The 26,691-nt window shown below is 61.6% G+C and carries 29 protein-coding genes; 25 read left to right on the top strand and 4 right to left on the bottom strand.

The genetic code is table 11. The annotated features are described in order from the left end of the window. Together NKJ20_RS26340 and NKJ20_RS26335 are read right to left on the bottom strand one after the other, a co-directional pair. Positions 1–227: transposase (locus NKJ20_RS26340; protein ID WP_352748101.1), on the bottom strand; the 227-nt coding region annotated here is incomplete at its 3' end. A gap of 674 nt (positions 228–901) precedes the next feature. Then, positions 902–1,291 carry a hypothetical protein gene (locus NKJ20_RS26335; RefSeq protein WP_352748099.1) on the bottom strand — a complete coding sequence of 130 codons (390 nt, stop codon included), beginning with the start codon at positions 1,289–1,291 and terminating at the stop codon, positions 902–904. A gap of 611 nt (positions 1,292–1,902) precedes the next feature. Here NKJ20_RS26335 and queC point away from each other — a divergent pair. The 3 genes from queC to queE are packed head-to-tail and all read left to right on the top strand — an operon-like array spanning position 1,903 to position 3,688. After that, positions 1,903–2,601, top strand: a complete 699-nt coding sequence (gene queC / locus NKJ20_RS26330) for a 7-cyano-7-deazaguanine synthase QueC (protein WP_031194962.1) — start codon at positions 1,903–1,905, stop codon at positions 2,599–2,601. Then, positions 2,601–2,957, top strand: coding sequence for a 6-carboxytetrahydropterin synthase QueD (gene queD / locus NKJ20_RS26325; RefSeq protein ID WP_023722053.1), 357 nt, complete (start codon positions 2,601–2,603; stop codon positions 2,955–2,957). Before queC ends, queD begins: the two co-directional genes overlap by 1 nt. After that, positions 2,954–3,688: a 7-carboxy-7-deazaguanine synthase QueE gene (gene queE / locus NKJ20_RS26320; protein ID WP_352453860.1), complete on the top strand. Its 735-nt coding sequence runs from the start codon at positions 2,954–2,956 to the stop codon at positions 3,686–3,688. The genes queD and queE overlap by 4 nt, the downstream gene beginning before the upstream one ends. A 559-nt stretch (positions 3,689–4,247) precedes the next feature. On the opposite strand, the gene hemN is transcribed toward queE, so the two are convergent. After that, positions 4,248–5,597, bottom strand: a complete 1,350-nt coding sequence (hemN, locus tag NKJ20_RS26315) for an oxygen-independent coproporphyrinogen III oxidase (protein ID WP_352748097.1) — start codon at positions 5,595–5,597, stop codon at positions 4,248–4,250. A 154-nt stretch (positions 5,598–5,751) separates the two neighbouring features. Between hemN and NKJ20_RS26310 the strand changes: the two genes are divergently transcribed. The 11 genes from NKJ20_RS26310 (at position 5,752) to NKJ20_RS26260 (ending at position 18,876) form a co-directional block, all read left to right on the top strand. Next, a complete protein-coding gene (locus NKJ20_RS26310) occupies positions 5,752–6,498 on the top strand; it encodes a Crp/Fnr family transcriptional regulator (protein WP_352690206.1) in 747 nt (248 codons plus the stop codon). A 605-nt stretch (positions 6,499–7,103) separates the two neighbouring features. Further along, on the top strand, positions 7,104–8,735 hold the full coding sequence (ccoN, locus tag NKJ20_RS26305) for a cytochrome-c oxidase, cbb3-type subunit I (RefSeq protein ID WP_352748094.1): 1,632 nt from the start codon (positions 7,104–7,106) through the stop codon (positions 8,733–8,735). Then, positions 8,726–9,457: a cytochrome-c oxidase, cbb3-type subunit II gene (gene ccoO / locus NKJ20_RS26300; RefSeq protein WP_352748092.1), complete on the top strand. Its 732-nt coding sequence runs from the start codon at positions 8,726–8,728 to the stop codon at positions 9,455–9,457. The genes ccoN and ccoO overlap by 10 nt, the downstream gene beginning before the upstream one ends. Before the next feature lie 11 nt (positions 9,458–9,468). After that, entirely contained in the window at positions 9,469–9,618 is a 150-nt protein-coding gene (locus NKJ20_RS26295; RefSeq protein ID WP_352457387.1) for a cbb3-type cytochrome c oxidase subunit 3, read from the top strand. Positions 9,619–9,620: 2 nt separating this feature from the next. Then, positions 9,621–10,484, top strand: a complete 864-nt coding sequence (gene ccoP, locus NKJ20_RS26290; protein WP_352748091.1) for a cytochrome-c oxidase, cbb3-type subunit III — start codon at positions 9,621–9,623, stop codon at positions 10,482–10,484. Positions 10,485–10,614: 130 nt separating this feature from the next. Next, positions 10,615–12,174, top strand: coding sequence for a cytochrome c oxidase accessory protein CcoG (gene ccoG / locus NKJ20_RS26285; RefSeq protein WP_352748089.1), 1,560 nt, complete (start codon positions 10,615–10,617; stop codon positions 12,172–12,174). Next, positions 12,171–12,668: a FixH family protein gene (locus NKJ20_RS26280; protein WP_352517892.1), complete on the top strand. Its 498-nt coding sequence runs from the start codon at positions 12,171–12,173 to the stop codon at positions 12,666–12,668. The genes ccoG and NKJ20_RS26280 overlap by 4 nt, the downstream gene beginning before the upstream one ends. Continuing rightward, the gene (locus NKJ20_RS26275) at positions 12,665–14,953 is read left to right on the top strand and encodes a cation-translocating P-type ATPase (protein WP_352748086.1); all 2,289 of its coding nucleotides are present in this window, start codon (positions 12,665–12,667) and stop codon (positions 14,951–14,953) included. Before NKJ20_RS26280 ends, NKJ20_RS26275 begins: the two co-directional genes overlap by 4 nt. Continuing rightward, the gene (gene ccoS / locus NKJ20_RS26270; protein WP_023679633.1) at positions 14,950–15,102 is read left to right on the top strand and encodes a cbb3-type cytochrome oxidase assembly protein CcoS; all 153 of its coding nucleotides are present in this window, start codon (positions 14,950–14,952) and stop codon (positions 15,100–15,102) included. The genes NKJ20_RS26275 and ccoS overlap by 4 nt, the downstream gene beginning before the upstream one ends. A gap of 423 nt (positions 15,103–15,525) precedes the next feature. Further along, on the top strand, positions 15,526–16,707 hold the full coding sequence (ubiM, locus tag NKJ20_RS26265) for a 5-demethoxyubiquinol-8 5-hydroxylase UbiM (RefSeq protein WP_352748105.1): 1,182 nt from the start codon (positions 15,526–15,528) through the stop codon (positions 16,705–16,707). A gap of 261 nt (positions 16,708–16,968) precedes the next feature. Continuing rightward, the gene (locus NKJ20_RS26260; RefSeq protein ID WP_352748084.1) at positions 16,969–18,876 is read left to right on the top strand and encodes a putative bifunctional diguanylate cyclase/phosphodiesterase; all 1,908 of its coding nucleotides are present in this window, start codon (positions 16,969–16,971) and stop codon (positions 18,874–18,876) included. Between the two features lie 95 nt (positions 18,877–18,971). Here the strand turns inward: NKJ20_RS26260 and NKJ20_RS26255 are convergent, their stop codons facing one another. Continuing rightward, positions 18,972–19,241, bottom strand: coding sequence for a DNA -binding domain-containing protein (locus NKJ20_RS26255; protein WP_352453619.1), 270 nt, complete (start codon positions 19,239–19,241; stop codon positions 18,972–18,974). A 128-nt stretch (positions 19,242–19,369) separates the two neighbouring features. Here NKJ20_RS26255 and NKJ20_RS26250 point away from each other — a divergent pair, with 128 nt between their 5' ends. The 11 genes from NKJ20_RS26250 to NKJ20_RS26200 all read left to right on the top strand — a co-directional run bounded on the left by NKJ20_RS26250 (position 19,370) and on the right by NKJ20_RS26200 (position 26,614). After that, positions 19,370–19,603: a helix-turn-helix domain-containing protein gene (locus tag NKJ20_RS26250; protein ID WP_023679646.1), complete on the top strand. Its 234-nt coding sequence runs from the start codon at positions 19,370–19,372 to the stop codon at positions 19,601–19,603. Positions 19,604–19,756: 153 nt separating this feature from the next. Next, a complete protein-coding gene (locus NKJ20_RS26245; RefSeq protein ID WP_352748082.1) occupies positions 19,757–19,984 on the top strand; it encodes a hypothetical protein in 228 nt (75 codons plus the stop codon). Positions 19,985–20,042: 58 nt separating this feature from the next. Next, on the top strand, positions 20,043–20,294 hold the full coding sequence (locus NKJ20_RS34205) for a sunset domain-containing protein (RefSeq protein ID WP_502902833.1): 252 nt from the start codon (positions 20,043–20,045) through the stop codon (positions 20,292–20,294). 413 nt (positions 20,295–20,707) lie between these two features. Beyond that, entirely contained in the window at positions 20,708–21,670 is a 963-nt protein-coding gene (locus tag NKJ20_RS26235; protein WP_352748076.1) for an ArdC family protein, read from the top strand. Further along, the gene (locus NKJ20_RS26230) at positions 21,667–21,870 is read left to right on the top strand and encodes a hypothetical protein (protein ID WP_352474122.1); all 204 of its coding nucleotides are present in this window, start codon (positions 21,667–21,669) and stop codon (positions 21,868–21,870) included. The genes NKJ20_RS26235 and NKJ20_RS26230 overlap by 4 nt, the downstream gene beginning before the upstream one ends. 14 nt (positions 21,871–21,884) lie before the next feature. After that, positions 21,885–22,304: a DUF2958 domain-containing protein gene (locus tag NKJ20_RS26225; RefSeq protein WP_352748073.1), complete on the top strand. Its 420-nt coding sequence runs from the start codon at positions 21,885–21,887 to the stop codon at positions 22,302–22,304. Between the two features lie 78 nt (positions 22,305–22,382). After that, the gene (locus NKJ20_RS26220) at positions 22,383–24,104 is read left to right on the top strand and encodes a ParB/RepB/Spo0J family partition protein (protein ID WP_352748071.1); all 1,722 of its coding nucleotides are present in this window, start codon (positions 22,383–22,385) and stop codon (positions 24,102–24,104) included. A 546-nt stretch (positions 24,105–24,650) separates the two neighbouring features. Then, on the top strand, positions 24,651–24,974 hold the full coding sequence (locus NKJ20_RS26215) for a DUF736 domain-containing protein (protein ID WP_023672372.1): 324 nt from the start codon (positions 24,651–24,653) through the stop codon (positions 24,972–24,974). 151 nt (positions 24,975–25,125) lie between these two features. Continuing rightward, positions 25,126–25,395: a helix-turn-helix transcriptional regulator gene (locus NKJ20_RS26210; RefSeq protein ID WP_352474127.1), complete on the top strand. Its 270-nt coding sequence runs from the start codon at positions 25,126–25,128 to the stop codon at positions 25,393–25,395. Then, positions 25,392–25,940, top strand: coding sequence for a signal peptidase I (gene lepB, locus NKJ20_RS26205; protein WP_352717944.1), 549 nt, complete (start codon positions 25,392–25,394; stop codon positions 25,938–25,940). The genes NKJ20_RS26210 and lepB overlap by 4 nt, the downstream gene beginning before the upstream one ends. Beyond that, the gene (locus tag NKJ20_RS26200; protein ID WP_352748068.1) at positions 25,928–26,614 is read left to right on the top strand and encodes a lytic transglycosylase domain-containing protein; all 687 of its coding nucleotides are present in this window, start codon (positions 25,928–25,930) and stop codon (positions 26,612–26,614) included. The genes lepB and NKJ20_RS26200 overlap by 13 nt, the downstream gene beginning before the upstream one ends. Positions 26,615–26,691 lie beyond the last annotated feature (77 nt).

Below are 26,691 nucleotides of genomic sequence, written 5' to 3'. Positions count from 1 at the left end.
TTCATGCGAAAGCCGATCATGTCCGCCAGGCTGTGGACGACCTGGTCCGGGCAGCGCGGATCGTCGATGCAACGCGCCAGACGCTCGGCCACCCGCAACCGCTTTTCCACCTCGGCCAAGGCCAGAACGCCGCTGTTGGACGACAGCATGCCGCCGTCGAAACGGGCGACGACGGACTTGCCGCCGACTGATGACAAACCGCTCAGCGGCAGCGCAAGATCGTTCATGGTGGGTGTGGTCTCCGGGAAATGGTTCGGATCGGCTTAAGCAACCAAATCCTACGTCATTTCAACGATCAGATCCCGAGCAGCCAGTCAGTATTCGACCGTCGCTGGCGCCTCCGCCCACTGAGGCCTTGTGCTTCCTCCAGCGAGTCAAGCCGATCACCATGCGTGTCGCCAGTTCTGGTGCTCACCCACGTGCCATTTGCGATCTTGTGTCGGTGAGAGCACCGCAAGCACCTCCCCTGCTAGAGCGCAAGGCGGCTCGCGTCGCCGTGTTGTTACTATTCTTCGCTGTGGTCGGAGTTTTTTCCTTGGCTTCGGAATCGGGACATTCGGCTTTGCAAAAAAATAGGCCATCGTGGTCGATCGTCACGCCCCCGAGTTCGGCGGCACGATGGGACGACAACGGCAGCGCAAGCTCCATTTGCGCGAGGGGCTCGTCCCTTCAACTACTTGATGCATTTGCGCTTTGCGTACCTCCGTGCATGTTGCTCGATGCCAGGCGGAGATCTCCGTCTCAAACGATCGCGCATCGATGCAACGCCCACGCGTTGATCGCCATGATCGCGGCGATCGCTTTGCCGCTATCGCCGCCGCCGTTTTCGAGCACGACAATCATGCCGGCGGTTCGGCAGCGATGCGCATGCAAAAATTCACAGATGCATTCTGGCCAAATGCTAGCTGCCCAGCAAATGTCCGGCATTTCGCAAGGCCCCTAGGAAGAGACTGGCATGGCCGTTGGCATCGATCTTGGCCTGCATCGACAGGGGCATGCTGTGCCAGTTCTCCAAGGGCGCAATTAAATGTGAGAACGTACCGTTGACGATGCAATGGTGGGTAACAAGGCCCTGTCTGTCCAACGCCAGCACGCCGATCTGGTCGCCCTGATATCGGATGGCTGCGACCCGCTGGACCCCCGCATCACCGTCGACCCGCACGTCGAAAAGCAGGATGCCGCGGCTCCTGGTGGCTACCTCGGCGGCCTTTTCAGCGAAGCTTAAGGAGAGCGAGCGGACGCTTTCGACCGCCAGCTGTAAAACCATCAAATCCAGTTCATCCACTGCCATAAGGTACCTGCGCGCAACACATGGGTGATAGCAATCGACCACACCGCTTGTTCACAGATGTCGGCTCACGACCGATCATTCAGGTCGTTGCCGGACGTCCATTGACCGAGGGAGTGCTCCGGTTCGAACCGATCCTGAAGCGGAATGCGCTGGATCTACGGAACCCGAGGAGCAGGCCAGCCAAAGTTGCCGCGACAATTGATGTCGTGATCATTCCAGACATCTGCATCGGCGTCGCTGAACATCCCACTGGTAAGTCCGTTGTTTGCGGCAAGCCCATCCTTGGGCCGTCTAGTACCTGAAACCCTCGCGGTGGCGTCCCTCGAAGCTCGGGACCGCCGGGCGCTTGATCGTCGAGAACTTTGTTTACGAAGGTCCGGACCTCCTGCAGAGCTTATTCTGGTGCGCTCGCCTTTGAGCATTCCGCTGAAGCGTGACGTTTCGCTAGTCAGTGTTCCTTGCAGGCTCACCGCGAGGGCGCCTTGCACACAGCTGCACGTCAGCGCATGAAACTCGTCCCCCCTTCACTTCACAAAATGGATTTCCTGAAGTACTGGGAGCGCAGAGAAATCTCCGGTCGCAGCCTACCCGGTTAAAACAAGGACCCAAAAATGAAGACTCTCGTCGTCTGCTCCGGCGGATTGGACTCCGTTACCCTTGCTCACAAGGTGGCAGCGGAGCACGAACTCGCCGGCCTCCTATCTTTCGATTACGGCCAACGGCATAGGAAGGAATTGGGCTTCGCCGCCCTTTGCGCGGAGCGACTGAGCGTCCCGCACCGCATCATCGACATCCACGAGATCGGCGGCGGCCTTTCCGGCTCCGCGCTGACCGATAATGTGGACGTGCCCGACGGGCACTACGCCGAAGACACGATGAAGGTCACGGTGGTGCCGAACCGGAACGCCATCATGTTGGCCATTGCCTTCGGCTTCGCCGCAGCGCACGGCGCTGAGGCGGTGGCGACGGCCGTGCATGGTGGGGATCATTTCATTTATCCCGACTGCCGTCCGGCCTTCATCGACGCTTTCCAGATGATGCAGGACCACGCGCTCGACGGCTACGCGGAGATTCGCATTTATGCACCCTATGTGAATCTCACGAAGGCGGACATTGTTAGGAATGGAGCAGCATACGGCACGCCGTTTGCGCAGACCTGGTCCTGCTACAAGGGCGCCGAGCGTCACTGCGGGAGGTGCGGGACCTGCGTCGAGCGGCGCGAGGCGTTTCATCTCTCTGGGCAGCCGGACCCCACCGACTACGAGGACTCCGACTTCTGGCTCGATGCGCTGCGAAGGAGGACCGCGTAATGTTCCGCATCACCAAGGAATTCCACTTCTCAGCCTCGCATCAGCTCACCTCGTTGCCACCCGATCACCAATGCGCGCGCCTGCACGGGCATAACTACATCGTTGAAGTGGAGCTTTCAGCGAATGGACTGAACGACAACGGCTTCGTGCGCGACTATCACGATTTGGCGCCATTCAAACGCTACATCGACGAGAGCTTCGACCACCGACATCTCAACGACGTGTTGGGACATGAGCAAGTCACGGCGGAATATCTGGCCAGACATTTTTATGAATGGTGCAAGGCACGCCTGCGCGAAACCTCGGCCGTGCGGGTGAGCGAAACGCCGAAAACCTGGGCGGAATACCGGCCATGACCGATACGCATCCCGCAATCCGCGTGAGTGAGATTTTCGGGCCGACGATCCAGGGCGAGGGCGTGCTCATCGGTTTGCCGACGGTCTTCGTCAGAACCGGCGGGTGTGACTATCGCTGTTCCTGGTGCGACAGCCTGCATGCGGTGGACAATCAATTCCGCCATGAATGGGAGATGATGTCCATTGGCGCGGTGTGGCAAAACGTGCTTGCGCTTTCCGGTGGCCGCCCGCTGATGGTGTCGCTGTCAGGCGGCAATCCGGCCATCCAGCCCCTCGGCGCGCTCATCGAGCGAGGCCATGGTGAAGGTTACCGTTTTGCGCTGGAAACCCAAGGTTCGGTGGCCAGGGACTGGTTTGCCGACCTCGACGTGCTAGTCCTCAGCCCAAAGCCGCCGTCAAGCCAAATGACGACCGATTGGGCCGCTTTCGAGGCGTGCCTCCAGGCGGCACAAGGCAGGCCGCAAGTCGTGCTCAAGCTCATTGTTTTCGACGAAAGGGACTACGCCTACGCGAAAGACGCCGCTGCGAGATTTCCGCGACTTCCGATCTATCTGCAACCCGGCAATCACACGCCGCCACGCCCCGCAAATGAAGACGCGCCTGTCGACCTTGACGGAATATTGAAGCGCATGGAGTGGCTGGTTGATAGCGTGACCCGCGACAGGTGGTTCGAAGCCCGTGTGCTGCCGCAGCTGCACGTTATGCTCTGGGGTAACAAGAGAGCCGTCTAGCCTGGGCCCGCTTTTCACTGAAACTGCGCCGGCGGATATTCGGGTGGACGGGTTGTCCCACGCTTGACGGCGCTGCCGGGGTGCTTGCGGACTTTCTGCCACCGGCACCAGGAGCGTGGCCAGCCGCTTACGACTCGGAATGTTGCCGAGGCTCGGTTTCGACGGGCGTCGGCTTGGCGCGAACCAATCAAAGGTTAGCGCGAGCCACGGGTGGATAGTGTGGTGGTGCGATGCGGCGGCGCCTGCTGCAGCTGGCAGGGTCCTTGCGGATTCTTGTTGCAAGGCCGAAGGGAGCTGTCGGCCGACAACCATGATCTGGCCAGGACGATTGTCGACTGCTTCCGATACAGAAAAGAGGCCGGACTCGACGTGGCGCTTCAGGGACTGCGAAATGGAATACGGCGCCGGAAGGCACGACCGGACGATATCGTCGCTATACCAAGACGCGTCTGGTCCGCTCCGAATCCTGTCTCGACACGACGGTCGCCGATCAACAGTGAAAAATGTAGCGCAATCGGTTCACCATCGACTGAGAACCATGACCGTTCCTCTGCGGTGCTCAGACTGCCGCTGAGTGCCTGGCCGTTCCACTTTCGAAATATTTGTCGAACTTTGCCGCGATGCTCCTGACAAAGGGCCGGCTTTCCGCAGGCACGACGAAGCGGTCACCATCAAGTTCAAGCAACCGCGCAGGATCTTGGAGGGCCGTGGAACTCGCCTTGAGGAGAAGTCTTTGGCCGGCTTCGCCAAAGCGCTCCACCAGCTCAATCGCCGAGAAGGCGAAGTCACACATCAATCGCTCGATGATCCAGCCGCGAACACGGTCGTCGTCGGAAAGCGCGATACCCCGAACAGCGGCCAGCCCGCCATCAGCAACCATGCGTCCATACTCGGCGGTCGAAGGCATATTCTGTGCATAGCCCTGGCGAAACTGGCTGATGGACGATGGGCCGAGGCCGATCAATGTCTCGTAGCAGTCCTCGGTGTAGCCTTGGAAGTTCCGGTGCAAAGTCCCGGCGCGTGCCGCAAGCGCCAGCGCATCGCCCGGCTTGGCGAAATGATCGAGCCCGATTGCTTCGTATCCCTGGTCCATGATCGCCCGCGCTGCCAATTGCGATTGGGCAAACCGCTCCGCCGGACCCGGCAACCAGGCCTTGTCGATCATCGTCTGATGTTTCTTGAACCACGGCACATGGGCGTAGCCAAAAAGCGCGATCCGATCCGGTTCCAGGGTCAGGGCCTGTGCAACCGTGGAGGCGACGCTCTCCCTGGTCTGATGCGGCAGGCCGTAGAGCAGATCGAGATTGACGGATTCGACGCCGCGCGAACGAACGCCATCAACAACCGTCTTGGTCTGCAGAAAGGTCTGCTCGCGGTTGATCGCTTTCTGCACCTTCGGGTCGAAATCCTGGACGCCGAGGCTCGCCCTTGTCATGCCGATTTCGGCAAGTGCATCGAGGCGGGCATCGTCCACATCGTTGGGTTCGATCTCAACGCTGATCTTTGCACCGGGGAGAAACGTGAAGCGGTTGCGCAGGACGGTTCCCAGCGCCACGATATCTTCCGGTTTGAGCATCGTCGGCGAACCGCCGCCGAAATGAACCGCGCGAACTCGGCCCTTGCCGGTGACAAGGCCGCCAATCGTCGCGATCTCCGCATACAGCGAGCGCAGATAAGCGGCCACCGGCTCGTAGTGGCGCGTCTGTTTGGTATGGCACGCGCAGAACCAGCAGAGCCTGTCGCAATAGGGAATATGCAGGTAAAGCGATATCTCGTCACCACCTTCGAGCGCCTCCAACCAGCCTCGGTAAACGACGGCATCGACCCCCGCATGGAAATGCGGCGCGGTCGGATAACTGGTATAGCGGGGGACGTTCTCGCCAAGTCTGGCAGCTAGCTCCAGTCGCATGTCGTGGTCCACCGTGTTTGCGTCGCCGGAACTGTGGATGCTTGGATGAGCCTAAGCCCTGATTTCGATCAACGTTCAGCACGGACAAACTGCCGCAAGGATTTTTCTACCGTCGATTGCTATCCTGCCCGCACTGGACCGGTAGAGCGATCGAATGACATTACGGCAGGACATTCACAGTTCCGGCATTCCCGTTCTTTGCCTGTCTTGCGAGGCACGGCACCGCGGTGTCTGTGGTGCGCTCGAACCAGACCATTTGGCTCAGCTCGCCAAGACGTCGTCGCGGCACAATATCGAGCCGGGGGTCGAACTGATCGGCGACGCCGAGGCGGTCGACTGTTATTCAAACGTGCTTTCAGGCGTGGTGAAGCTCACGAAGAGCCTTTCGGACGGCCGCCAGCAGATCGTCGGTCTCCAGTTCGCGCCGGATTTTCTGGGACGGCCCTTCAAGATGAAAAGCGCGATCAATGCGGAAGCGGCAACAGCTGTCTCGCTATGCTCGTTTCCGAGAGCGGCCATCGAACGGTTGATGAAGGAATCACCGGAATTTGTGCATCGCCTGTTCAAGCAGGCGCTGAACGAACTCGACGAGGCACGCGAATGGATGGTGACTCTGGGGCGCAAGACCGCACCGGAGAAGGTGGCGAGCTTTCTCCTCATGATCGCCCGGAACATCGGTTCCAGTGTTGACCCGGCGGCCAGGTCGGCGTGCTTCGAGCTGCCGATGACGCGTGCCGACATCTCTGATTTCCTTGGAATTACAAACGAGACCGTGAGCCGTCAGCTGACCAGCCTGAGAATGGACGGCGTGATTCGGATCGAGAACAACCGCCGTATCACCGTGGACAGCATGAGCCGGCTGGAACGGCGCTGCGGCGGCCGAGGCGCAACCGCCGTTTGAATGACACCGAAGCTGCATGGCCTACGTCACTTACTTCGTTCGGGGCAGGGCATGCTCGCGTTGGGCGTTAGAAGAAGTCGCATAGCGACAGCCCGCTCTCCATCCGATCGCATGAGCCAGGTGCGTTTCGGCCAACTCGTCGGCGAAGCATCCATCCTCGACGTGCTCGACGTGCAACCGGCTGTTCCAGGCAGGATCGCACTCGGCCGAAGTCAATACGACTCATACGCAGGGGAAAATCGCCGTCTCCCCGAACCATGTATGTCACGAAGTTAGCGCAACGCTGGCGCTGGCTGTCCCAAGGCATTGAAACGATCGACGTTCGGCAAGGCATCGGCCTACTTTCCAGCGTCACAGAAGGCGCGCTTCCCACACGCCCGCGATCGCCTCCAAACCCGGCCCGACCTGGGACGCCGGGCCTGTCCATAAGCGTGGCGGCCGGTGCCGCGCTTCCACATTCGATCGCCACAGTCTGATCGCACCGAACTCGATCCTGCTCGAAGCAAAATCGTGCGGCTCTGACATGGATCAGGGCGAGCAGGCCACGGCTGCGCAATAAGGCACTGCGGTTTGGCGCCCGCCGGAATCGGAAATCGGGGCTTGCGATGAAATTCGGCACAGAGATCGTCCTTCTAAGCCTGTTTGCGTTTGCGGCCCTGGTGGCTGCCGGCTTCGGCGTAGATGAACCTTTTCGGCGGCATATGTGGGTTTTGTTCTTCGCCGTGGCTGGCTTCACGGCGATTCTGTTGCGCAACACGGAGTTCAAGCCGGCAGTTCCGATCGACCCCGCCGCTTACATGGATGGGCCGATCCGCTACGGTGCCATCGCCACCGTATTCTGGGGCGTCGTCGGCATGCTGGTCGGCGTGGTCATCGCCCTGCAGCTCGCCTACCCGGATCTCAACATCCAGCCCTGGTTCAATTTCGGCCGTTTACGGCCATTGCATACGTCGGGCGTCGTCTTCGCCTTCGGCGGCAATGCGCTGCTCTGCACGTCGCTGTATGTCGTCCAGCGCACCTGCCGCGCTCGGCTGTTCGGCGGCGATCTCGGCTGGTTCGTGTTCTGGGGCTACCAGCTCTTCATCGTCATGGCGGCGACCGGCTACCTGCTCGGCATAACCGAGAGCCGCGAATACGCCGAGCCCGAATGGTATGTGGACCTGTGGCTGACCATTGTCTGGGTCGCCTATCTCATCCTGTTCCTCGGCACGATCCTAAAGCGCAAGGAACCGCACATCTATGTCGCCAACTGGTTCTACCTTGCCTTCATCGTGACCATCGCAATGCTGCATGTGATCAACAACCTGTCGATGCCGGTCTCCTTCCTGGGCTCCAAGAGCTATTCAGCCTTCTCCGGCGTACAGGACGCCCTGACGCAATGGTGGTACGGCCACAATGCCGTCGGCTTCTTCCTCACCGCCGGCTTCCTCGGCATGATGTATTATTTCGTTCCCAAGCAGGCCAACCGACCCGTCTATTCCTACCGGCTGTCGATCATCCACTTCTGGGCTTTGATCTTTCTCTACATCTGGGCCGGTCCGCACCACCTCCACTACACCGCCCTGCCGGACTGGGCCCAGACCCTCGGCATGGTGTTCTCCATCATGCTCTGGATGCCGTCATGGGGTGGCATGATAAACGGCCTGATGACGCTCTCGGGCGCCTGGGACAGGCTGCGCACCGACCCGATCATCCGCATGATGGTGATGGCCATCGCCTTTTACGGGATGTCCACCTTCGAAGGCCCGATGATGTCAATCAAGGCCGTCAACTCGCTCTCGCACTACACCGACTGGACCATCGGTCACGTCCATTCGGGCGCGCTCGGATGGGTTGGCATGATCTCGTTCGGCGCGATTTATTTCATGGTCCCGAAGTTATGGAACCGCGACCGGCTTTATTCGCTGCGGCTCGTCAACTGGCACTTCTGGCTGGCGACGCTTGGGATCGTCGTTTACGCCGCGGTGATGTGGGTCTCCGGCGTCATGCAGGGCCTGATGTGGCGCGAATACAACGAGCAGGGCTTCCTGGTCTACTCCTTCGCCGAAACCGTCGCCGCCATGCATCCCTACTACATCATGCGTGCCATCGGCGGCGCGATGTATCTGTCGGGCGCCCTCATCATGGCCTGGAACGTCGCCATGACCATCCTCGGCTACCAGCGCGAGGAGGATCCGATGCCGCGCTCCATCCCCGCCCTCCAGCCTGTGCGATCAGGAGCCAGAAAATGGGCCTGATGGACAGACACGCGGTCATCGAGAAGAACGCCACACTTCTTCTCCTCGGGTCCCTGCTGGTCGTAACGGTCGGCGGCATCGTCGAGATCGCACCGCTCTTCTATCTCGACAACACCATCGAGAAGGTCGAAGGCATGCGGCCCTATTCGCCGCTCGAGCTCGCCGGGCGCAACATCTATGTGCGCGAGGGCTGCTACCTCTGCCACAGCCAGATGATCAGGCCATTCCGCGACGAAGTCGAGCGCTACGGCCACTATAGCCTGGCGGCCGAGTCGATGTACGACCACCCGTTCCAGTGGGGCTCGAAGCGCACGGGGCCGGATCTCGCCCGGGTCGGCGACCGCTACTCCAACGCATGGCATGTCCAGCATCTCACCGAACCACGCTCCGTGGTGCCGGAATCGATCATGCCGAGCTACGCGTTTCTGAGGGACATGCCAATCGAGGTGAAGGATTTCTCGACGCATCTGATCGCCAACAGCCGTGTCGGTGTGCCCTATTCAGACGACATGATCGCTCATGCCAATGCCGATCTCATGGCGCAGGCCGATGCGAATGCCGACACATCGGGCCTGGAGAGACGCTATCCGAAAGCCAAGGTTGGGGACTTCGACGGCGATCCGCAGCAGGTCACCGAAATGGATGCGCTGGTCGCCTATCTCCAGATGCTCGGCACGCTGGTCGATTTCAGGACCTATGACGAAGCCGCCGGTTACCGCTGAGGAGAATGGCGATGACCTACAATTTCATGCGGGAGTTTGCCGACAGCTGGGGCCTGCTTGCCATGGCACTTTTCTTCCTCGGATGCGTTGCCTTTGCATTTCGTCCCGGCAGCCGCAGGCAAGCCGAGAGAGCCGCTCACATTCCTCTCAAGGACGACTGATCATGGGCAGCGAGCATATCGACGAGGTTTCGGGCATCTCGACGACCGGCCATGAGTGGGACGGCATCAAGGAACTCAACAACCCGCTTCCGCGCTGGTGGGTCATAACCTTCTACATCACCATTGCCTGGGCGATCGGCTACACCGTCGTCTATCCGGCATGGCCGATGCTGACTTCCGCGACCAGGGGTGTGCTGGGGTATTCGAGCCGCAGAGACGTCAAGAATGAACTGGCGGCGGCCGAAGTGGCCAAGGGTAAATTTGTCGCTGCCATTCAGGCGAAGACCGTCTCCGAGATTACAGCCGACAATACGCTACGCGAATTCGCCATCGCCGCAGGTGGCGCCGCGTTCAAGGTCAATTGCGTGCAGTGCCATGGCTCGGGCGCTCAAGGGTCCAAGGGTTTTCCCAACCTAAACGACGACGATTGGCTGTGGGGTGGCAACGCCGAACAGATCCAGCAGACGATTGCGCACGGCATCCGCTTCGCATCAGACCCGGATACGCGCCTGTCGGAAATGCCTGCTTTTGGCGACATCATCACGACGGATCAGATCAAGCAGGTCGGCGCCTATGTCGCGAGCCTCTCCGATCCTATTCAGGACACAAGCCTGATCGAACTCGGCGCCAATGTTTTCGCCGAGAATTGTGCGGCCTGTCATGGTGAGAATGCAAAGGGCAACAGGGAGCTCGGCGCACCCGACCTGACCGACGCGATCTGGCTTTACGGGTCTGGCGAAACAGCCATCGCCGCGCAGGTCCGCGCCCCGAGGCATGGCGTCATGCCGGCCTGGATCGGGCGTCTCGGCGAGATCAAGGTCAAGGAACTCGCGGTCTATGTCCATTCGCTTGGCGGCGGAGAATAGGAACGCAAGCCTATTCTCGTCCTCCCCCACCGCCAAGCGACGAGGCCCGGCGCGAGCCGGGCCTCGGCATCATCCAGAAACCGATGGGTCGGGCTTCCGGCGAAATCGTCGCTGGTGACTGGAGCTTCTCGTGCTCGATAACACGCAAATAGAACGGCTCGAAGCCGAGGCGGTCAACTCCGCCAAAGTGCGACAGCCGATGTATGCCGCGCGCAAGAAGATCTTCCCGAAACGGGCCTCCGGGAATTTTCGTCAGTTCAAATGGCTGGTGATGGCGGTCACCCTTGGCGTCTACTATCTGACGCCTTGGCTGCGGTGGGACCGTGGCCCGTTTGCCCCCGATCAGGCCGTGCTGCTCGATGTCGCCAACCGGCGTTTCTATTTCTTCTTCGTCGAGATATGGCCGCAGGAATTCTACTACGTCGCCGGCCTTCTGGTCATGGCCGGCGTCGGTCTCTTCCTGATCACGTCGACTGTCGGCCGTGCCTGGTGCGGCTATACATGCCCGCAGACTGTGTGGGTCGATCTGTTTCTGGTTGTCGAGCGGGCCATCGAGGGCGACCGCAACGCGCGCATGAAGCTTGACGCCGGGCCGTGGACTGCCCGCAAGCTGGTGCTGCGGGTATCGAAACACGCCATCTGGCTAGTCATAGGTGCGGCGACCGGCGGCGCCTGGATCTTCTATTTCGCCGATGCGCCGACCCTGCTCGGCGAACTCTTCACCGGCACGGCAGCGCCTGTCGCCTATATCACCGTCGCCGTGCTGACAGCGACGACTTTTACGTTCGGCGGGCTGATGCGCGAGCAGGTCTGCACATACATGTGCCCTTGGCCGCGCATCCAGGCAGCCATGCTCGATGAAAGTTCGCTCACCGTCACCTACAATGACTGGCGCGGCGAACCGCGCTCACGTCACGCCAAGAAGGCGCAAGCCGCGGGGAAGGCTATCGGCGATTGCGTCGACTGCAATGCCTGCGTCGCCGTCTGTCCGATGGGGATCGACATTCGCGACGGCCAACAGCTTGAATGCATCACCTGCGCGCTTTGCATCGACGCCTGCGACGGCGTTATGGACAAGCTTGGCAAAGAGCGCGGGTTGATCTCCTACGCGACCCTCTCCGACTACAACGCCAACATGATGCTAGCGACCGCGGGCGGTTCCAGTGCAGTCAATCCGTCGCTGGTCAGAACCGCTGACGGCCTGTTTTCAGACAGTGTGGCTCATTTCCACATCCGCAAGATCTTTCGTCCCCGCACCTACGTGTACATGGCTATGTGGGGGCTGATCGGCCTGGGCCTGCTCTATTCGCTGATGACGCGCGACCGGCTCGAGATCAATGTCTTGCACGACCGCAATCCGCAATTCGTGACGCTGTCCGACGGCTCTATCCGCAATGGCTACACCGTCAAGCTGCTGAACATGATCCCCGAACCAAGAACGATCATCGTCACGATGCAGGGCCTGCATGGAGCCGAAATGAGCGTTGTCGGTATCGACCTGGCGGCGGATCGCTCCTTCGCCATCCCGGTCGAACCCGACCGGCTCAAGATGCTCAAGGTTTTCGTGCGTCAGCCGGCAGATCAGGTTCGGGGTGCAGCGCAAAGCTTCAAGTTCCGGGTCGAAAACAAGGCAACGTTCGAGTCGGACGAATACACGGCCACTTTCAACGCACCGGAGATCGCCAGATGAGCGACACCTCGCGACAATCCCGCGAATTCACCGGCAGGCATATGCTGTTCACCATCCTTGGCTTCTTCGGCGTGGTCATAGCGGTCAATCTGACGATGGCGACGCTCGCCAACACGAGCTGGACCGGCCTTGTCGTCGAAAACACCTATGTGGCGAGCCAGCAGTTCAACAAGAAGGCCGAGGAGGGGCGAGCTCAGGCAGCCCTCGGCTGGACTGGCAAACTGACCATCGCAGGCGGTGAGGTCCGCTACAGCCTCACCGATGCTGTCGGCAAGCCGGTTGCCTTGCATGGCGTCAAGGTGCTGTTTCGTCATCCCGCCTACGAGGCCGAGGACAAATCCGTCACTCTTGCCGCTGCCTCCGGTCAGATATTCGCCGCGCACCACATGCCCACGGATGGCGTCTGGATCGTCGAAATCGACGCCGATGCGAGCCTTGCGGAACCCTATCGCGACGTTCGCCGGATCATGATTTCCCACGGGGCGCTGCAATGAGCTGCTGCGCGCCAGGCGCCGAAATGGCATTGGACCTGGAAAAGGTCACACTGGTCCTGCCTTCTGGCCAGGAAATCAGACTGGCGAGCCGCTCGATTGGCGAAAATCTTCGCCAGACCGACCTCTCGGTGCCGGCTGTGCATTGTGCCGCCTGCATCCAGACGATCGAGACGGCGATCGGCAAGCTGGATCGCGTCGAAGGGGCTCGTGTCAATCTTTCGACGAAACGTGTTTCGGTCCGGTGGCGCGGCGACGAGGTTCCGCCATTCGTCGCCACACTTGGACGGCTGGGCTATGGCGCGCACCTGTTCGATCCCGAGGCTGACGGGAACGACAAGACGCTCTCGGAACTGATCCGCGCCGTCGCGGTCGCTGGCTTTGCGGCGGGCAACATCATGCTGCTATCAGTCTCCGTCTGGTCCGGCGCGCAAGGCGCGACCCGCGACCTGTTCCATTGGGTCTCGGCCTTGATTGCCATTCCTGTGCTCGCTTTCGCCGGCGGCATCTATTTTCGCTCGGCCTGGAATGCGCTGCGCCACAGCCGCATGAACATGGACGTGCCGATCGCGGTCGGGGTATCGCTCGCTTACGCCATGAGCCTCTACGAGACGATCAACCATGGCGACCATGCTTATTTCGACGCGTCGGTGTCGCTGCTGTTCTTTCTGCTGATCGGCCGCACGCTGGATCACGTGATGCGGGAACGGGCGCGGACGGCCGTGAACGGACTGGCTCGGCTGGCGGCGCGCGGCGCCATGGTGCTGCGCGAGGATGGTTCGCGCGACTACTTGCCGGTTGGCGAGATCGAACCAGGAATGGAGCTCTTGATTGCGGCTGGCGAGAGGGTGCCGATCGACGGCAGGATCATTGGCGGGGCATCGGATCTCGACTGTTCCCTGGTTTCCGGGGAAAGCACGCCCAGAACGGTGGGCCCGGGGGCGCAGGTCCAGGCCGGTACACTCAATCTCACCGGTCCACTGACCATCGAGGCGACGGCTGCCGCGAAGGATTCCTTCCTGGCCGAAATGGTTCGGCTGATGGAAGCGGCAGAGGGCGGCCGCGCCCGCCATCGCAGGATCGCCGATCGCGTCTCCGCGCTCTACGCCCCCGTGGTCCACCTCACCGCCTTTGTGACGTTCCTCGGCTGGATGGCGGCGACCGGCGACTGGCACCGGGCAATAACAATCGCGATCGCCGTTTTGATCATTACATGCCCGTGTGCGCTCGGTCTCGCCGTGCCGATCGTGCAGGTGGTCGCTGCGCGGCGGCTGTTTGAAAGCGGCGTCATGGTCAGGGACGGCTCCGCCATGGAGCGCCTGGCGGGGATCGACACGGCATTGTTCGACAAAACCGGCACGCTTACGCTCGGACTGCCCAGGCTGATCAATGCGCCGTCCATCGATCCGACGATGCTCGCCATGGCGGCCGAGATGGCAGCGCATTCCCGCCATCCCTTTTCGAAGGCAATCGCTGGCAATGCAGCCTTTGCCGGCCAGCCGAAACTCGCGTCCGTCAGCGAGCATCCGGGCTTCGGCATCGAAGCCATCGCCGAGGGCAGTACCTGGCGGCTGGGTCGCCGCGGATGGCGTGAGTGGAAAGCTCGGATCGGCGGCGAAGGCAAACAAGGCTATGGCGGAACCGTTCTGACGAAGGACGGGGTCATTGTCGCGACTTTCGATTTCGAGGATGAGCTGCGTGCCGATGCCAAGGCGGCCCTCGAACTCTTGAACAGCGCCGGCGTGTCGGTGGAGATGCTGTCGGGCGACACAGAAGCTGCCTGTGTCGAAGTCGCGGAAGCACTGGGCGTCGAGCGCTTTATTCCCGCGTTGCTTCCCTCGGGCAAGGTCGAACACATCGAAGCATTGACCAGATCCGGCCACAAGGTCCTGATGGTCGGCGATGGGCTCAACGACACGCCTGCGTTGGGTGCCGCACACGTTTCGCTCGCTCCGGCCACGGCGGCGGATATCGGTCGCAACGCCGCGGATTTCGTGTTCCTGCGTAAAAGTCTTCTGGCGGTCCCACTTGCTTTAGACATTTCGCGGAAGGCCGGACGGCTGATCCGGCAGAACATCGCCCTCGCGATCGTTTACAATGGCATCGCCGTGCCGGTCGCCATTCTGGGGCACGTTACGCCACTGATCGCAGCGGTCGCGATGTCCGCCTCGTCCCTCCTGGTCATCGGCAATGCGCTACGCCTGCAAGGTTTCGTGTCAAATGCATCGGTGCAAGATGCCCGACATGACAGGCGCTCCGACATTGGCGCACTGGCACAATCCTCATGACGACGCTCGCCTACCTCATACCTGTGGCCCTGTTCCTCGGAGCGCTTGGGCTGGCGGGGTTCCTGTGGGCCTTGAGGAGCGGCCAATATGAAGATCTCGATGGCGCCGCCGAGCGGATCCTGATCGACCGCGACGAGCCACGCAGTTGACCCAGCCTGCCCTGCGAGGACTCGCTCGAATATTTTCCGCGGTTGCTTCGCGTCATGCCGATTTCGGCGCGCGACGGGTGCGAACGGATCAGCCAGAATACGTTGCCGAACTTTCGGCCAGGAAAGGGCCGCACCGAACGGGAAGCCGGCCATTTCATGATGACCTGACCAGACCATGGCGTGGCGATCGACCAGTCGACCGTGAACCCGCCGTTGCCGCGTTTATCGAGCCTGGTTGATCCACATCAGGGTTATCTCTTCATCGGCATGGTTTCATTGAGCATTTTTGAACGGAGAACGGATGTCTAACGGACGGTTAGGTCGCGTGGAGACGCTTGGGGAGATGAGCCGCAAACCGTGGATCGATTGCGATGCGTTCCAGTGCCCTTCGTCGCAGATAGCCGACGCAATGGCGGCACGCTGATGGCCGGCTCTGTCGATAGATTCGACGTTATTGTGGTCGGAGCCGGGCCGGTCGGACTTTCCTTCGCCGCGTCGCTTGCCCAGAGCCGACTCAAGGTGGCAGTGGTTGAACGGCAGTCGCTCGAAAGCCTGGCGAATCCGGCTTTCGACTGTCGCGAGATCGCGCTGACCCACGCATCGGTTGGAATCCTTCGCGAGCTCGGCGCCTGGGATGCCATCCCCGCTTCGGACAAATCACCACTTCAAGGCGCGCGTGTGCTCAACGGATCGAGCCCTTTCGCCCTGTGCTTCGATTCTCCCAGCGGATCTGGGGAACCACTCGGAATTCTGGTCCCAAATTGTCGGATCCGCGACGCCCTGTTCAAGATTGTCCACTTCCAGGGTCATGCCCAGCTGCTGTGCGGCCACTCGGTCGTCAATGCAACAACCAGCCACAAAGAAGCAGTCATAAGGCTCTGTGATGGCAGGCAATTGGCCGCTCGGCTGCTCGTTGCAGCGGATTCGCGTCTGTCCGCGACGCGCGACCTGCTCGGCATTGGGGCCGACATCAATCGGCTTGGCAACTCCATGCTGATTTGCCGGGTGAGGCACGAGCGCGCCCATCACCAGATCGCGGTCGAATGGTTCGATCACTATCAGACGATAGCGATGTTGCCGCTCATGGAAGGCGTGTCGTCGCTGCTTCTCACGTTGCGCTCAAACGAGGCCGACAGACTGCTTGCTCTCGACGACGATTTGTTCCTGATGGAATTGACGAACCGTTGTCGAGGACGCCTCGGAGAGATGACCTTGGCAAGCACCCGCCATGCCTATCCGCTGGTCACGACCTGGGCGCACAAGTTCTGGGCTCCGAGTGCGGCACTGATCGGCGATGCTGCCCTCGGCATGCACCCGGTGACCGCGCATGGCTTCAACATCGGCCTCAGCGGCCAGAAGCAACTCGCCGATGGAATCCTGGCGGCATGTCGTGAGCGCCGCGACATTGCTGATCCTGACATGCTCGGCAGATACGAAAGCCGGCTGCGTCTGTCGGCGGCACCGCTCTATCATGCTACGAATGTACTTGTCGCTCTCTACTCAGGCGAGCACCCGACGGCACGGCTTGCAAGACATGCGGGGCTTCGCTTTGCCCAATATCTTCCCTTTATCCGCCATGGCATTTCGGCCATGCTCAGGCGGTGAATCGCAGGCAGCGCTGCCGCTCTGGAACGCTATCTCGGCCCGGCTTCCTTTTGTCTCTGACGTTGCCGATCCTGGCATGATTCGGATCAAGAACGCGCGCGGACGAGACCTTGATGATCAGCCGGCAATCCTCAGAGCAGACCTGCGACCCGAAGCCATGGTGAGCGCACTGGTTACCCCCGCTGGATAGTTAACCCGTCCTTCAGTGGGCCTGCGTAAGCTTGTCCTCGCGAACAACGATGGGAGCAAGCTGGTCCGTCCATGGCCCCGAAGAATGAAGACACGCTGGAGGCCAAAATCCGTCAGGATCAGCTTGCTGACCTGAGGACCGGCCTCTTCGTGTCGATGCCGATAAGCGCTATCCTGTCAGGCCTGATTTGGGCGGTGCACGCCCTTTCTGGCAGCGGCTTTGCCGCTGTAATCTGGTTCCTGGTCGTCAATGCGATAAATGCCGCCCGCCTTGCACTCGCGCGTTATCAGCTAAAGGAAACAGGGCGCCATGACAATTTCGTGGGGGGTTTGCGGCGGCTTCGCTGGTTTGGCATCCTTGCTCTTCTGGCAGGGTTTGCCTGGTCCTTCCTGGCCGTCCTGACTGTTGGATACACGACACCTCAAGCACCGCTGCATCTGGTCATTCTGGCGGGCATTTCAGCTGGTGCGGTTACATACGGCAGTTCGTATGCCGCGGCGGCGATCAACTTCATCACACCTCCGCTCCTCATCACGGTGGGATGCCTTTTGGCGAAAGGCAATTTTGAAGACTACATTCTGGCTTTTACCGTTCTGCTCTTCATGGGCGGCTTGGTTCGAGCTTCGTGTGTTGGGCAAGCACGGTTCCGCGAAGCGAGCCGCCTGAGGCATGAGGCCGAGCGGCTTGCGGCGGAGATGAAGGCCAGTTCCAGGCAGGACCACCTGACGGCCCTTCTCAACAGGCGTGGCCTCGAAGACGCAATCGGACGGTTCGAGACCGCGGATGGCCCCTTCGTGGCAATGCTGGTTGATCTGGACGGGTTCAAATCCGTCAACGATACCTACGGTCACAGGACCGGTGATGAACTGCTTGTCAGGATCGCCCGCCGCATAGAGGAGGAAGCACCGGAAGGCTCAACGCTCGCTCGTATCGGCGGCGATGAATTCGTGCTGTTTTTTCCCTCAACGAGGGTTTCGCTTTCTGCCAGTGATCTCGCCTCCAATATCATAGCCAAAATTGCCCGACCCTATATCGAGGTCGCGTCCGTCCGGGTCGGGGCATCGATAGGAATATATTTGGCGCAGACGCCGGGCCTGACGGAAATGTTGTTGCGGGCGGATATCGCCCTTTATACGGCCAAGCGTCGTGGCAGGAACGAATTTTGCCTGTTCGATGCCGAACTCGACAGGGAACTGCAACGCCGCCAGTCCGTCGAACGGGACCTTCATTCGGCGATAAAGACGAGAAGCTTGCAACCTTGGTTCCAGCCGATCGTGAAACTCGACACCGAGGCCGTGGTCGGTTTTGAAGCCTTGCTGAGGTGGTCCCATCCGACTCATGGCGCCATCTCTCCACCCGAAATCATCACAGCTGCACGCGAAACCGGAATGCTTCAGCTGCTGACGCAAACCGTATTCGCCGACTGTTGTGCTTTTATCGACGGCTTGGTGAAAGCTGACTGTCGTGATCTCCGTGTGGCGATGAATGTTTCACCGCGCGAACTAGAAGCCGGCGATATCGACGACATGGTTCTGGATGGTCTGGCGGCAAGAGGTCTCCCTGCAACGATGTTCGAGATCGAGATTACCGAAGAATCCCCGGTTGACCCGGACAGAGTGGATGAAAAGCTCGGACGGCTTTCACATGCGGGCATTTCCATCGCGCTCGATGACTTCGGCACCGGCTTTTCTACGTTGGCATCGCTCAAGGACAGTCGGATACGCAAGGTCAAAATAGACCAGGGCTTCATTCGCGGCTTGGCCAAGTCCCGAGAGGACCGACTGCTTGTCAAATCGGTCATCGATCTCGGTAACATGCTCGGGATCGAGGTCATGGCCGAGGGCGTCGAAACAGAGGCGGATCGGCAAACCCTGCACAAGCTTGGCTGCCGAACCGCTCAAGGCTTCCTGTTCTCCAAGGCTGTGCCTCTGAGCCAAGCACTGGAAATGGCAGTCAAACAGCACGCGAACCAGTTGTGACCGCTCCCGCCGCGCCGTCTCTCGCGGCCGTGCGCTCATGAGTGACGGGTATCTGAACTTCCTTGTTTGAAGAGCATGACAATCCGTGCTGTGCGTCAGCCGGCGAACAGTTCCTTGTAGCCGGTCGTCACCATCCAGTTCGCCCGGTCGATATGGCTGCGAAGAGCCTTGCGGGCGCGGACCGGTTCAAGGGCCGGGTCGATGCCTAGAATGAGATCGGCCATCTCCTCTTCGCTGGCATTGTCGGCGCAGGCATCCAGGATCCGCAGGTAGATCGTGAAATGCTGCCTATCGTAGGCCGTCAGGTTCTCCGACCAGGGGACTTCGTCGCACAGAGTTGAGTTTCGAGTCTCATCTGTTCCCATTGATCGATTCATGCCTGTTGCGAGCCTCGGCTGTTGAGCGCTGGATGCAACGCAGCATATCCCAAAATGGGATAATCCGAAACCGGGATTAGTCGCTGATCCGGTCTTTACCCGACCGGTTCGCCTACATGCCCAAATCTCTTCGATCGCCCCGCCACCAGCGGTTTCTGGCCCAGTTGGTTTCCCTGCGCAAGGCCAAAGGCCTGACTCAGGCGCAGGTGGCCGAGAAACTTGATCGTCCCCAATCCTTCGTGGCCAAGTACGAGGGTGGAGAGCGGCGTCTCGACGTCATCGAGTTTCTCGACTTAACTGCGGCGCTTGACGCTGATCCGTGCGAGATTCTGTCCAGCCTGCGGTCCTAGCGGGCGCCCACGCACCAACGGCTCGCGCCGGTGCCGTGAACCGAGCGCGCTTTTCTTCGGCAAGCTGCCATTCCGCTGCGGGTGGGTCTTTACCCGGCCATGCCGATATAGGATGATAATCCTAGGTGGGGCGATTCCTCAACGGAGATCGCAATGGCTAGGACCAAACATTCCAAGCAGCTTTCACAGGCTGAAATCGAGCGCTTTCTGGCGGAGGCGGAACGGCTGCACAAGAGCATCGTCCAGCCGCTTCTATCACCTACCAGCAACCATTACCGGGCTCTCCAACGCACCCATGAAGCGCTGTTGAAGACGGTGAAGGATATCACCGGTAAGGATGCGCCGTTCATTCAATGGTTCGGAACAGGACCGGTGAATTAGACCAGACTTATAGACTCCAGGCTGCAAACGTCGCATTCTCTCTTCGGGGAGAAGGGGCGTGGGCAACCATCGCTATCAGGACAACTCCTGGCTGGCTTTCTTGCCTTCGAATCGACCCTGCCGCTGTCAGCGCAACATCAAAGCCAATATAAGCCACAAAACGGGCGAGCGCATCTATCATGATCCCGGACAGGAACATTACTGGGACACGCGCCTCAACCTGTTGAGAGGCGAGCGCTGGTTTTGTTCGGAGGAAGCCGCGCCACGGCGGCGATGTCGTCGAGTTTCTCGACGTAACTGCGGCGCTTGACGATGATCCGTGCGAAAAATCTGTCCAGCCTGCCGTCCTGGCGGGCGCCCGCGCGCCTGACGACGCGCACCAGGTGCTCGTGAACCGAGCCCGCTTTTCTTCGGCAAGCTCAGGCGGTCTCGGCCATTCGGCTTCGCCCCTTGGCGTGGGCAGCCCTTCGGGCTGTGACGGCCGCCGCCCTTGCGGGCGGCGCGGTTTGTCTGTTGGCCTTTCCCGGTGGCGCGGGGTGGGCGGCACTCCCTTCTAGGCCCGCCGCGGCAGCCCGCAACCCTTCGCGTGCGCTCAGGGTCCTCCTCTTCGTTCCGGTCCTTCGGATGCGGTCCGCCTCCCACGGCGGGCCTTTCCGGTCGCGACTCGCCGCCCACCCCGCTTCCGGGGAAAGGCGCGGCGATTGGCGAGCGGAGGATGAGACGATGCATGCAAACAGCAAGCGTTCCGCCAGGGGAGAGGCTGGCGCAGGCAAGGGCGGGCGCCCCGGCGCCAGCCTTTATCAGGAGATCACGGACCGCATCATTGCCGAGCTGGAGCGCGGCACCGTGCCATGGGTCAAGCCATGGGGCAGCGCAAAGGCAGGCCTTGGCCTGCCGAGGAATGCATCCTCTGGGCGCACCTATTCCGGAATCAATATCCTCATCCTGTGGGGCGCGGTCATCGAGCGCAGCTATCCCAGCCAGAACTGGCTCACCTTCCGGCAGGCGCTCGTCCTTGGCGGCAATGTCAGGAAGGGCGAGCGCGGCACGACCATCGTGCATGCCGACCGCTTTGTCCCCAAGGACGAGAAGGAGCGCGCACGCCACGAGGGCGATGAACCACAGGCCGTGCCTTTTTTGAAGCGCTTCACCGTCTTCAATGTCGCGCAGTGCGATAATCTTCCGGAAGACCTCTATGCCGCCGCCGAGCCGCTGCCTCAGTGCGAGATCGTGCCGCAGGCCGAGACGCTCATTCGCGCCAGCGGTGCGGATTTCAGGGTCGGCGGCGATCGCGCTTTCTACATGCTGGGCAGCGACCACATTCAGGTGCCGCCGCAGCCGGCGTTCCATCAGCAGATCGACTATTACCGGACCTGCTTTCACGAGCTTGGCCACTGGACCGGCCACCCAACGCGGCTTGCTCGCGACCTCTCCGGCTCGTTCGGCTCCAAGGCTTACGCGCGTGAAGAATTGGTCGCCGAAATCACTGCCGCCTTCGTCTGCAGCAATCTCGGTATCGAGCCGACCGTGCGTCATGCCGATTACATCGGCTCATGGCTGAAGGTGCTGCGCGAGGACAACCGCGCCATCTTCCGTGCCGCCAGTCTTGCCTCCAAGGCCGCCGATTTCCTGTTTGGCCTACAGGCCGATGCCGAAGGCGAGGCGCAGGAAGGGATTGCGGCATGACGATGCGCGATCCTCAACTGACCGCGACCGAGCCGACGCCGCAAGGCGAGCAGATGCTCATTCCAGGCGTTCGGCCCATCACCACGCGCGATCGGCTCACCCTCCTGACGGACGCGCCGATGCGTCCGCGCGCGGCGCAAAAGCCGCTCGATATCGGCCTCTTCGATGAAGCCAGCAGAAATCAACTCGACCTGTTCTGACAAGGAGGCTTTCCATGATCCTGATCACCGATCCACTGCGCGCACGACTGCTCGCCAATGGCGCCGCCGAGGCCGACATCGACCATTTTCCCGTTGTGAAACTGTTTAATCCCACAGGTGCCGCGACGTGGCTTTTGAGCGAACTCGACGCCGATGGCGACACGCTGTTCGGCCTTTGCGATCTCGGCTTCGGCTTCCCCGAACTCGGCAGCGTCAGTCTGGCCGAGCTTGCATCCGTAAAAGGTCCGCTTGGCCTCGGCATAGAGCGCGACCTGCATTTCCAGGCGCGCTTTCCGCTTTCCGTCTATGCCGAAGCCGCCCGTATTTGCGGCCACATCACCGAGGCCGAGCGACTTCTGCGGCAGGCAGCAGACGCCCTTTCAAAGCCCCATTCCGAGCTTCCGCCCGACACGGCGGAACAGCAGCGCCGATAGGCGCAAAAACCGTCCCGCCGCGCCGGCCTTCGGCCTCTGCGGCGGGGACAACCTTAACCAAAGCGAAGGAGAGTAACCATGCAGCTTGCCCACATCCCCTTGGATCAGCTCAACATTTCCGCGCTCAACATGCGCCATGGAAAACGCGCGCCCGACATTTCCGACATCCTGCCATCCGTGCGTGCGCGCGGCGTGCTGGTGCCTCTCCTTGTGCGGCCGAACGGCCAGCCGGAAACCTTCGAGATCGTTGCCGGCAGGCGGCGCTATTTCGCCGCGAAATCGCTTGCCGACGAGCGCGGCGAAGGCGATCCCTTGCCCTGCGCCATCATGGAGGACGGTGACGACGCCGATGCGCTGGAAGCCTCGCTGATCGAAAACCTCGCCCGCCTTGATCCTGACGAAGTATCGCAATGGGAGACGTTTTCGCGGCTCGTCAGGCAAGGCCGCACCGTTCCGGACATCGCTGCGACCTTCGGCATCACTGACCTGAAGGTCAAACGCATTCTGGCGCTTGGCGCCCTCTTGCCCAAAATCCGCGAAGCCTATCGCCGCGAGGAGATCGACGCCGAGACGGTGCGCCATCTCACCATGGCGTCCAAGGCGCAGCAGAAGGACTGGCTGGCACTCTGTGCCGATCCCGATCAATACGCGCCGCGTGGCTTTCAATTGAAGCAATGGCTGTTCGGCGGCCAGTCGATTTCCACCAAGGTGGCGCTGTTTGCCATCGACGAATATCCCGGCCTGATCACCTCGGACCTGTTCGGCGAGGACAGCTATTTCGCCGATGCCGACCTGTTCTGGCAAAAGCAGAACGAAGCGATTGCCGCCAGACGCGACACCTATCTCAACGACGGCTGGAGCGAGGTGGTGCTGCTGGAGCCGGGCCAGTATTTCCACCCATGGGACCACGAGAAGACCCCGAAGAAGAAGGGCGGCAAGGTCTTTATCGCGGTCACGTTTCGCGGCGAGGTCGAGTGTCACGAGGGCTGGCTGTCACGCAAGGAAGCGCGCCGCGCCCGCGAGGGCGGCGAGCAAGAAGAAACAGCCGCCAAGCCGCCGCGCCCCGAACTCACCGGCCCGATGCAGAACTATGTCGATCTGCATCGCCATGCGGCCGTGCGCGCGGCCATGCTCGACCATCCCGCCGTGGCGCTGCGACTCGTGGTGGCGCACGCCATCACCGGTTCCGGCTTGTGGCTGGTGCGCCGTGAGCCACAGCGCGCGGCCAACGAGACGGTGACTGCCAGCCTTGCCGGCTGCAAGGCCGAAGCTGCATTCGGCAAAAAACGGCGCGAAGTGTTGGCCCTGCTCGGATCACCGGATGAGGATGGCGTGGTCGCCGGCGGCGATGGCGACGCCTTTGCTATCGCCGGCGTGTTCGCGCGCCTCTTGGCGCTCTGCGACGACCATGTCATGCGCGTTCTCACCCTTGTCATGGCCGAGACGCTTGCAGCCGGCAGCGCCGTCATCGAGGCGCTCGGCAACCATCTGAACGTCGATATGGGCACATGGTGGCAACCGGACGATGCCTTCTTCGACCTCTTGCGCGACAAGGAAATCGCCAATTCGATGCTGGCCGACGTCGGCGGCAAGCTGGTCGCGGATGGCAATGTCGCCGAGAAGGTCAAGACGCAAAAGAAGATCATCCGCGACTTCCTGGCGGGCGAGAATGGCCGCCAGAAGGTCGAGACCTGGCTGCCGCGCTGGATGAAATTCCCCGCCGAAAGCTACACCAGTCGCGGCGGTTTCCGCACCGCCGATCAGTGGGCACAAGTGCAGCCGCTGTTCGCGCGCGAATAGTCGATCAGGGCCCGAGCGGCGGTTCTCTCGAGTACCGCTGCTCAGGTCGCGCGCGCCGCTCCGGGCCGCGCCGGCTGCCGATTGGTCGTCTTGTCGAGCCAGTGCCGCGCGCGAGAAATCCCGACGCCAACTCGCCCCCATTTGGGCAGCCCTGCACCGCGCCGGGTTGCTTGCCGAGGCGCCCAGGCGCATGGGGCCAATTGTCCGATCGGGTTGCCGACAGAGCCCGCGCAGCCGGCGCCCTGTAATGCCGCCTGCTCGTTGTGCCGCCGATCGCGCCACCTGTCTCCATGGTGTCTCAGGACCATTCCCCTGCGGCTGGCTTGACGACCTATGGGCGGATCCGGCCCGCCCGAAACCCTCGCCAGCAGCTTTTTTCCCCGCCGCCTGCGGCGGCTTCCTCGCGCCGCTTCGCTTCAAAAAAGCTGTCCGCTCGGGTCCTCCGCTATCGCTGCGGCCGTCCCGGTTCCGGCGGTCCGGACGCGCCCATCACGGTCCGCCATCGCAGGGGAATGGTCCCCGGCGAGCACCAAAAGGAGACTAAAAATGACCGCGATCGGATACGTCACCAAACAGGAAAACGGCGGCTACAAGGGCCAGCTCAAGACGCTCAGCGTCCGCGCCGACATCGACATCGTGCCCAATCAGGCAAAGAGCGCCGACACCCATCCCGACTTTCGGGTGCTGACGCAAGGGGTCGAAGTAGGGGCCGGCTGGATCCGCACCGGCGAGACCTCCGGCAAGGACTATGTGAGCCTGTCGATTGCCGCCCCGGAGTTCGGTCCGCGCAAGCTCTACGCCAATCTCGGCCGCGCCGCCGGCCAGGACGACGACGACACATACGCCATCATCTGGAACCCGGTCGACTGAATCGCCAGCCTCGAGCCCCGCGCCGCCACCGGCGCGGGGCTCTTCTCAAGAAGGGGCGGCGAAAACTCGCCCCCCACTCTTCGCCCGTCCCCAAAACGATCTCGCTCGCCGATCCTCGCCTTCGCTTGTCCGTAACGAAACGAGGACCATCATGGACGACGAAAACGAACGCGCGGCCCGCGCGAAGAAGGGCAGTCCGTTTCTCAACACCGCGCAGGCCGCCTTCTATATCGGGCTATCCCAGCGCACGCTGGAGAAGATGCGGCTCAAGGGCGGTGGCCCGCAATTTCGCAAGCACGGCCGCTATGTCCGCTATCACATCGACGAGCTCGACGACTGGTCGAAGGGACGCGCGCAGGCGACCAGGCCCGAGGATGGCGGGCACAATTCCGGCTCGGCCGGTGAGGGAGGCCGCTCATGAGCCGGCGTCCCACTATCCGTCTGATCGGCAGCCATGTGCGGCGCATTCGGGCGCGCAAGACGATCGCCGTGGCCACAATAGGCCTCGGCCTGATCGGCTTCGCCGCTTTCGACAACCCATCGCCCTGGCTGGTCTGGAATGCCTCGGCCAGTGCGCCGGTCGGCCTCTATCGCCTCGCGTCCGGATCACCGGCTCGTGGCGATCTGGTGCTCGTGCGCCCGCCAAAACCGGTCGCCGATCTCGCCGCCGAACGCTTCTATCTGCCCAGCAATGTGCCGCTGGTCAAGCGCCTTGCCGCGCTGCCTGGCGAGCATGTCTGCGCCTTCGGCGACGCCATCATCATCGGCGGCGAGATTGTCGCGCGCCGGCTGGCAACCGACACGCAGCACCGTCCGCTGCCTTGGTGGAATGCCTGCCGCAAGCTCGCCGCCGACGAGTTTTTCCTGCTCGGCAACGATAGAAACCGCTCCTTCGACAGCCGCTATTTCGGGCCGGTGCCGGCTGAAAATATTGCCGGGAGGCTCGTGCCGCTATGGACCGAGTAACCCTCCTGATGCTCGGCATGGTCGCGATAGCGCCATGCGCCTGTTCCGCCGCGACCGACGCTCAGCCGGCCGCCATCTCCCGTGGTCCGCAGCTCCAACGATGGCAGCACTTGATAGCCGAAGCAAGCCGGCGTTTCAGCATTCCACAGCCCTGGATTTATGCCGTCATGGATGCCGAAAGCCGGGGGCAGACAATGCTGGACGGACGGCCGATCGCCTCACACGCCGGCGCCATTGGCCTCATGCAGGTGATGCCCGGCACCTACGAGGAGATTCGCGCAGAGCTTGGCCTGGGAGCCAGTCCGCACGACCCTCGCGACAACATTCTGGCAGGCACTGCCTATCTGCGCGCCATGTATGACCGCTTCGGCTTTCCCGGCCTGTTTGCCGCCTATAACGCTGGGCCGGACCGCTACGAACAGCATTTGCAGCGTGGGCGACCGCTGCCCAGCGAGACGGTTTCGTATCTGGAAGAGCTCAAGGCTGCCGGGATTTCGGCCGCCGACATGGACGCGTTCACCGGCAAATCCCGTTCCGGAAAAGCGCCGGAAATCCCGTCCGGGCAGTCGCTGTTTTTCCTGCGAAACGGTGTTTCCGCGACCGATCCGAATGGCCAAATTGTGGTGCCGCTCGGATCGGAGCGAGCAAGGTCAGGCCGGCCGGATCGCAGGTGAGGGCAGGGGTACCGTGGGTCGGGCGGGGCAGGGAGGCAGGGAGGCAGGTCCGCGGAAGGCAAGATAGAGGCATCGCC

Source organism: Mesorhizobium sp. M0185 (genome assembly GCF_040322175.1).
Lineage (GTDB): Bacteria > Pseudomonadota > Alphaproteobacteria > Rhizobiales > Rhizobiaceae > Mesorhizobium.
Note: the sequence above shows the minus strand (reverse complement) of the source record. Positions and strands in the feature narration are given on the sequence as shown.

What these genes read in the sequence shown, in the direction of transcription:
- NKJ20_RS26335 (WP_352748099.1), bottom strand. Translation starts at nt 1,291, where the DNA reads ATGGCAGTGGATGAACTGGATTTGATGGTTTTACAGCTGGCGGTCGAA.
- queC (WP_031194962.1), top strand. Translation starts at nt 1,903, where the DNA reads ATGAAGACTCTCGTCGTCTGCTCCGGCGGATTGGACTCCGTTACCCTT.
- queD (WP_023722053.1), top strand. Translation starts at nt 2,601, where the DNA reads ATGTTCCGCATCACCAAGGAATTCCACTTCTCAGCCTCGCATCAGCTC.
- queE (WP_352453860.1), top strand. Translation starts at nt 2,954, where the DNA reads ATGACCGATACGCATCCCGCAATCCGCGTGAGTGAGATTTTCGGGCCG.
- hemN (WP_352748097.1), bottom strand. Translation starts at nt 5,597, where the DNA reads ATGCGACTGGAGCTAGCTGCCAGACTTGGCGAGAACGTCCCCCGCTAT.
- NKJ20_RS26310 (WP_352690206.1), top strand. Translation starts at nt 5,752, where the DNA reads ATGACATTACGGCAGGACATTCACAGTTCCGGCATTCCCGTTCTTTGC.
- ccoN (WP_352748094.1), top strand. Translation starts at nt 7,104, where the DNA reads ATGAAATTCGGCACAGAGATCGTCCTTCTAAGCCTGTTTGCGTTTGCG.
- ccoO (WP_352748092.1), top strand. Translation starts at nt 8,726, where the DNA reads ATGGGCCTGATGGACAGACACGCGGTCATCGAGAAGAACGCCACACTT.
- NKJ20_RS26295 (WP_352457387.1), top strand. Translation starts at nt 9,469, where the DNA reads ATGACCTACAATTTCATGCGGGAGTTTGCCGACAGCTGGGGCCTGCTT.
- ccoP (WP_352748091.1), top strand. Translation starts at nt 9,621, where the DNA reads ATGGGCAGCGAGCATATCGACGAGGTTTCGGGCATCTCGACGACCGGC.
- NKJ20_RS26280 (WP_352517892.1), top strand. Translation starts at nt 12,171, where the DNA reads ATGAGCGACACCTCGCGACAATCCCGCGAATTCACCGGCAGGCATATG.
- NKJ20_RS26275 (WP_352748086.1), top strand. Translation starts at nt 12,665, where the DNA reads ATGAGCTGCTGCGCGCCAGGCGCCGAAATGGCATTGGACCTGGAAAAG.
- ccoS (WP_023679633.1), top strand. Translation starts at nt 14,950, where the DNA reads ATGACGACGCTCGCCTACCTCATACCTGTGGCCCTGTTCCTCGGAGCG.
- ubiM (WP_352748105.1), top strand. Translation starts at nt 15,526, where the DNA reads ATGGCCGGCTCTGTCGATAGATTCGACGTTATTGTGGTCGGAGCCGGG.
- NKJ20_RS26260 (WP_352748084.1), top strand. Translation starts at nt 16,969, where the DNA reads ATGGCCCCGAAGAATGAAGACACGCTGGAGGCCAAAATCCGTCAGGAT.
- NKJ20_RS26255 (WP_352453619.1), bottom strand. Translation starts at nt 19,241, where the DNA reads ATGGGAACAGATGAGACTCGAAACTCAACTCTGTGCGACGAAGTCCCC.
- NKJ20_RS26250 (WP_023679646.1), top strand. Translation starts at nt 19,370, where the DNA reads ATGCCCAAATCTCTTCGATCGCCCCGCCACCAGCGGTTTCTGGCCCAG.
- NKJ20_RS26245 (WP_352748082.1), top strand. Translation starts at nt 19,757, where the DNA reads ATGGCTAGGACCAAACATTCCAAGCAGCTTTCACAGGCTGAAATCGAG.
- NKJ20_RS26235 (WP_352748076.1), top strand. Translation starts at nt 20,708, where the DNA reads ATGCATGCAAACAGCAAGCGTTCCGCCAGGGGAGAGGCTGGCGCAGGC.
- NKJ20_RS26230 (WP_352474122.1), top strand. Translation starts at nt 21,667, where the DNA reads ATGACGATGCGCGATCCTCAACTGACCGCGACCGAGCCGACGCCGCAA.
- NKJ20_RS26225 (WP_352748073.1), top strand. Translation starts at nt 21,885, where the DNA reads ATGATCCTGATCACCGATCCACTGCGCGCACGACTGCTCGCCAATGGC.
- NKJ20_RS26220 (WP_352748071.1), top strand. Translation starts at nt 22,383, where the DNA reads ATGCAGCTTGCCCACATCCCCTTGGATCAGCTCAACATTTCCGCGCTC.
- NKJ20_RS26215 (WP_023672372.1), top strand. Translation starts at nt 24,651, where the DNA reads ATGACCGCGATCGGATACGTCACCAAACAGGAAAACGGCGGCTACAAG.
- NKJ20_RS26210 (WP_352474127.1), top strand. Translation starts at nt 25,126, where the DNA reads ATGGACGACGAAAACGAACGCGCGGCCCGCGCGAAGAAGGGCAGTCCG.
- lepB (WP_352717944.1), top strand. Translation starts at nt 25,392, where the DNA reads ATGAGCCGGCGTCCCACTATCCGTCTGATCGGCAGCCATGTGCGGCGC.
- NKJ20_RS26200 (WP_352748068.1), top strand. Translation starts at nt 25,928, where the DNA reads ATGGACCGAGTAACCCTCCTGATGCTCGGCATGGTCGCGATAGCGCCA.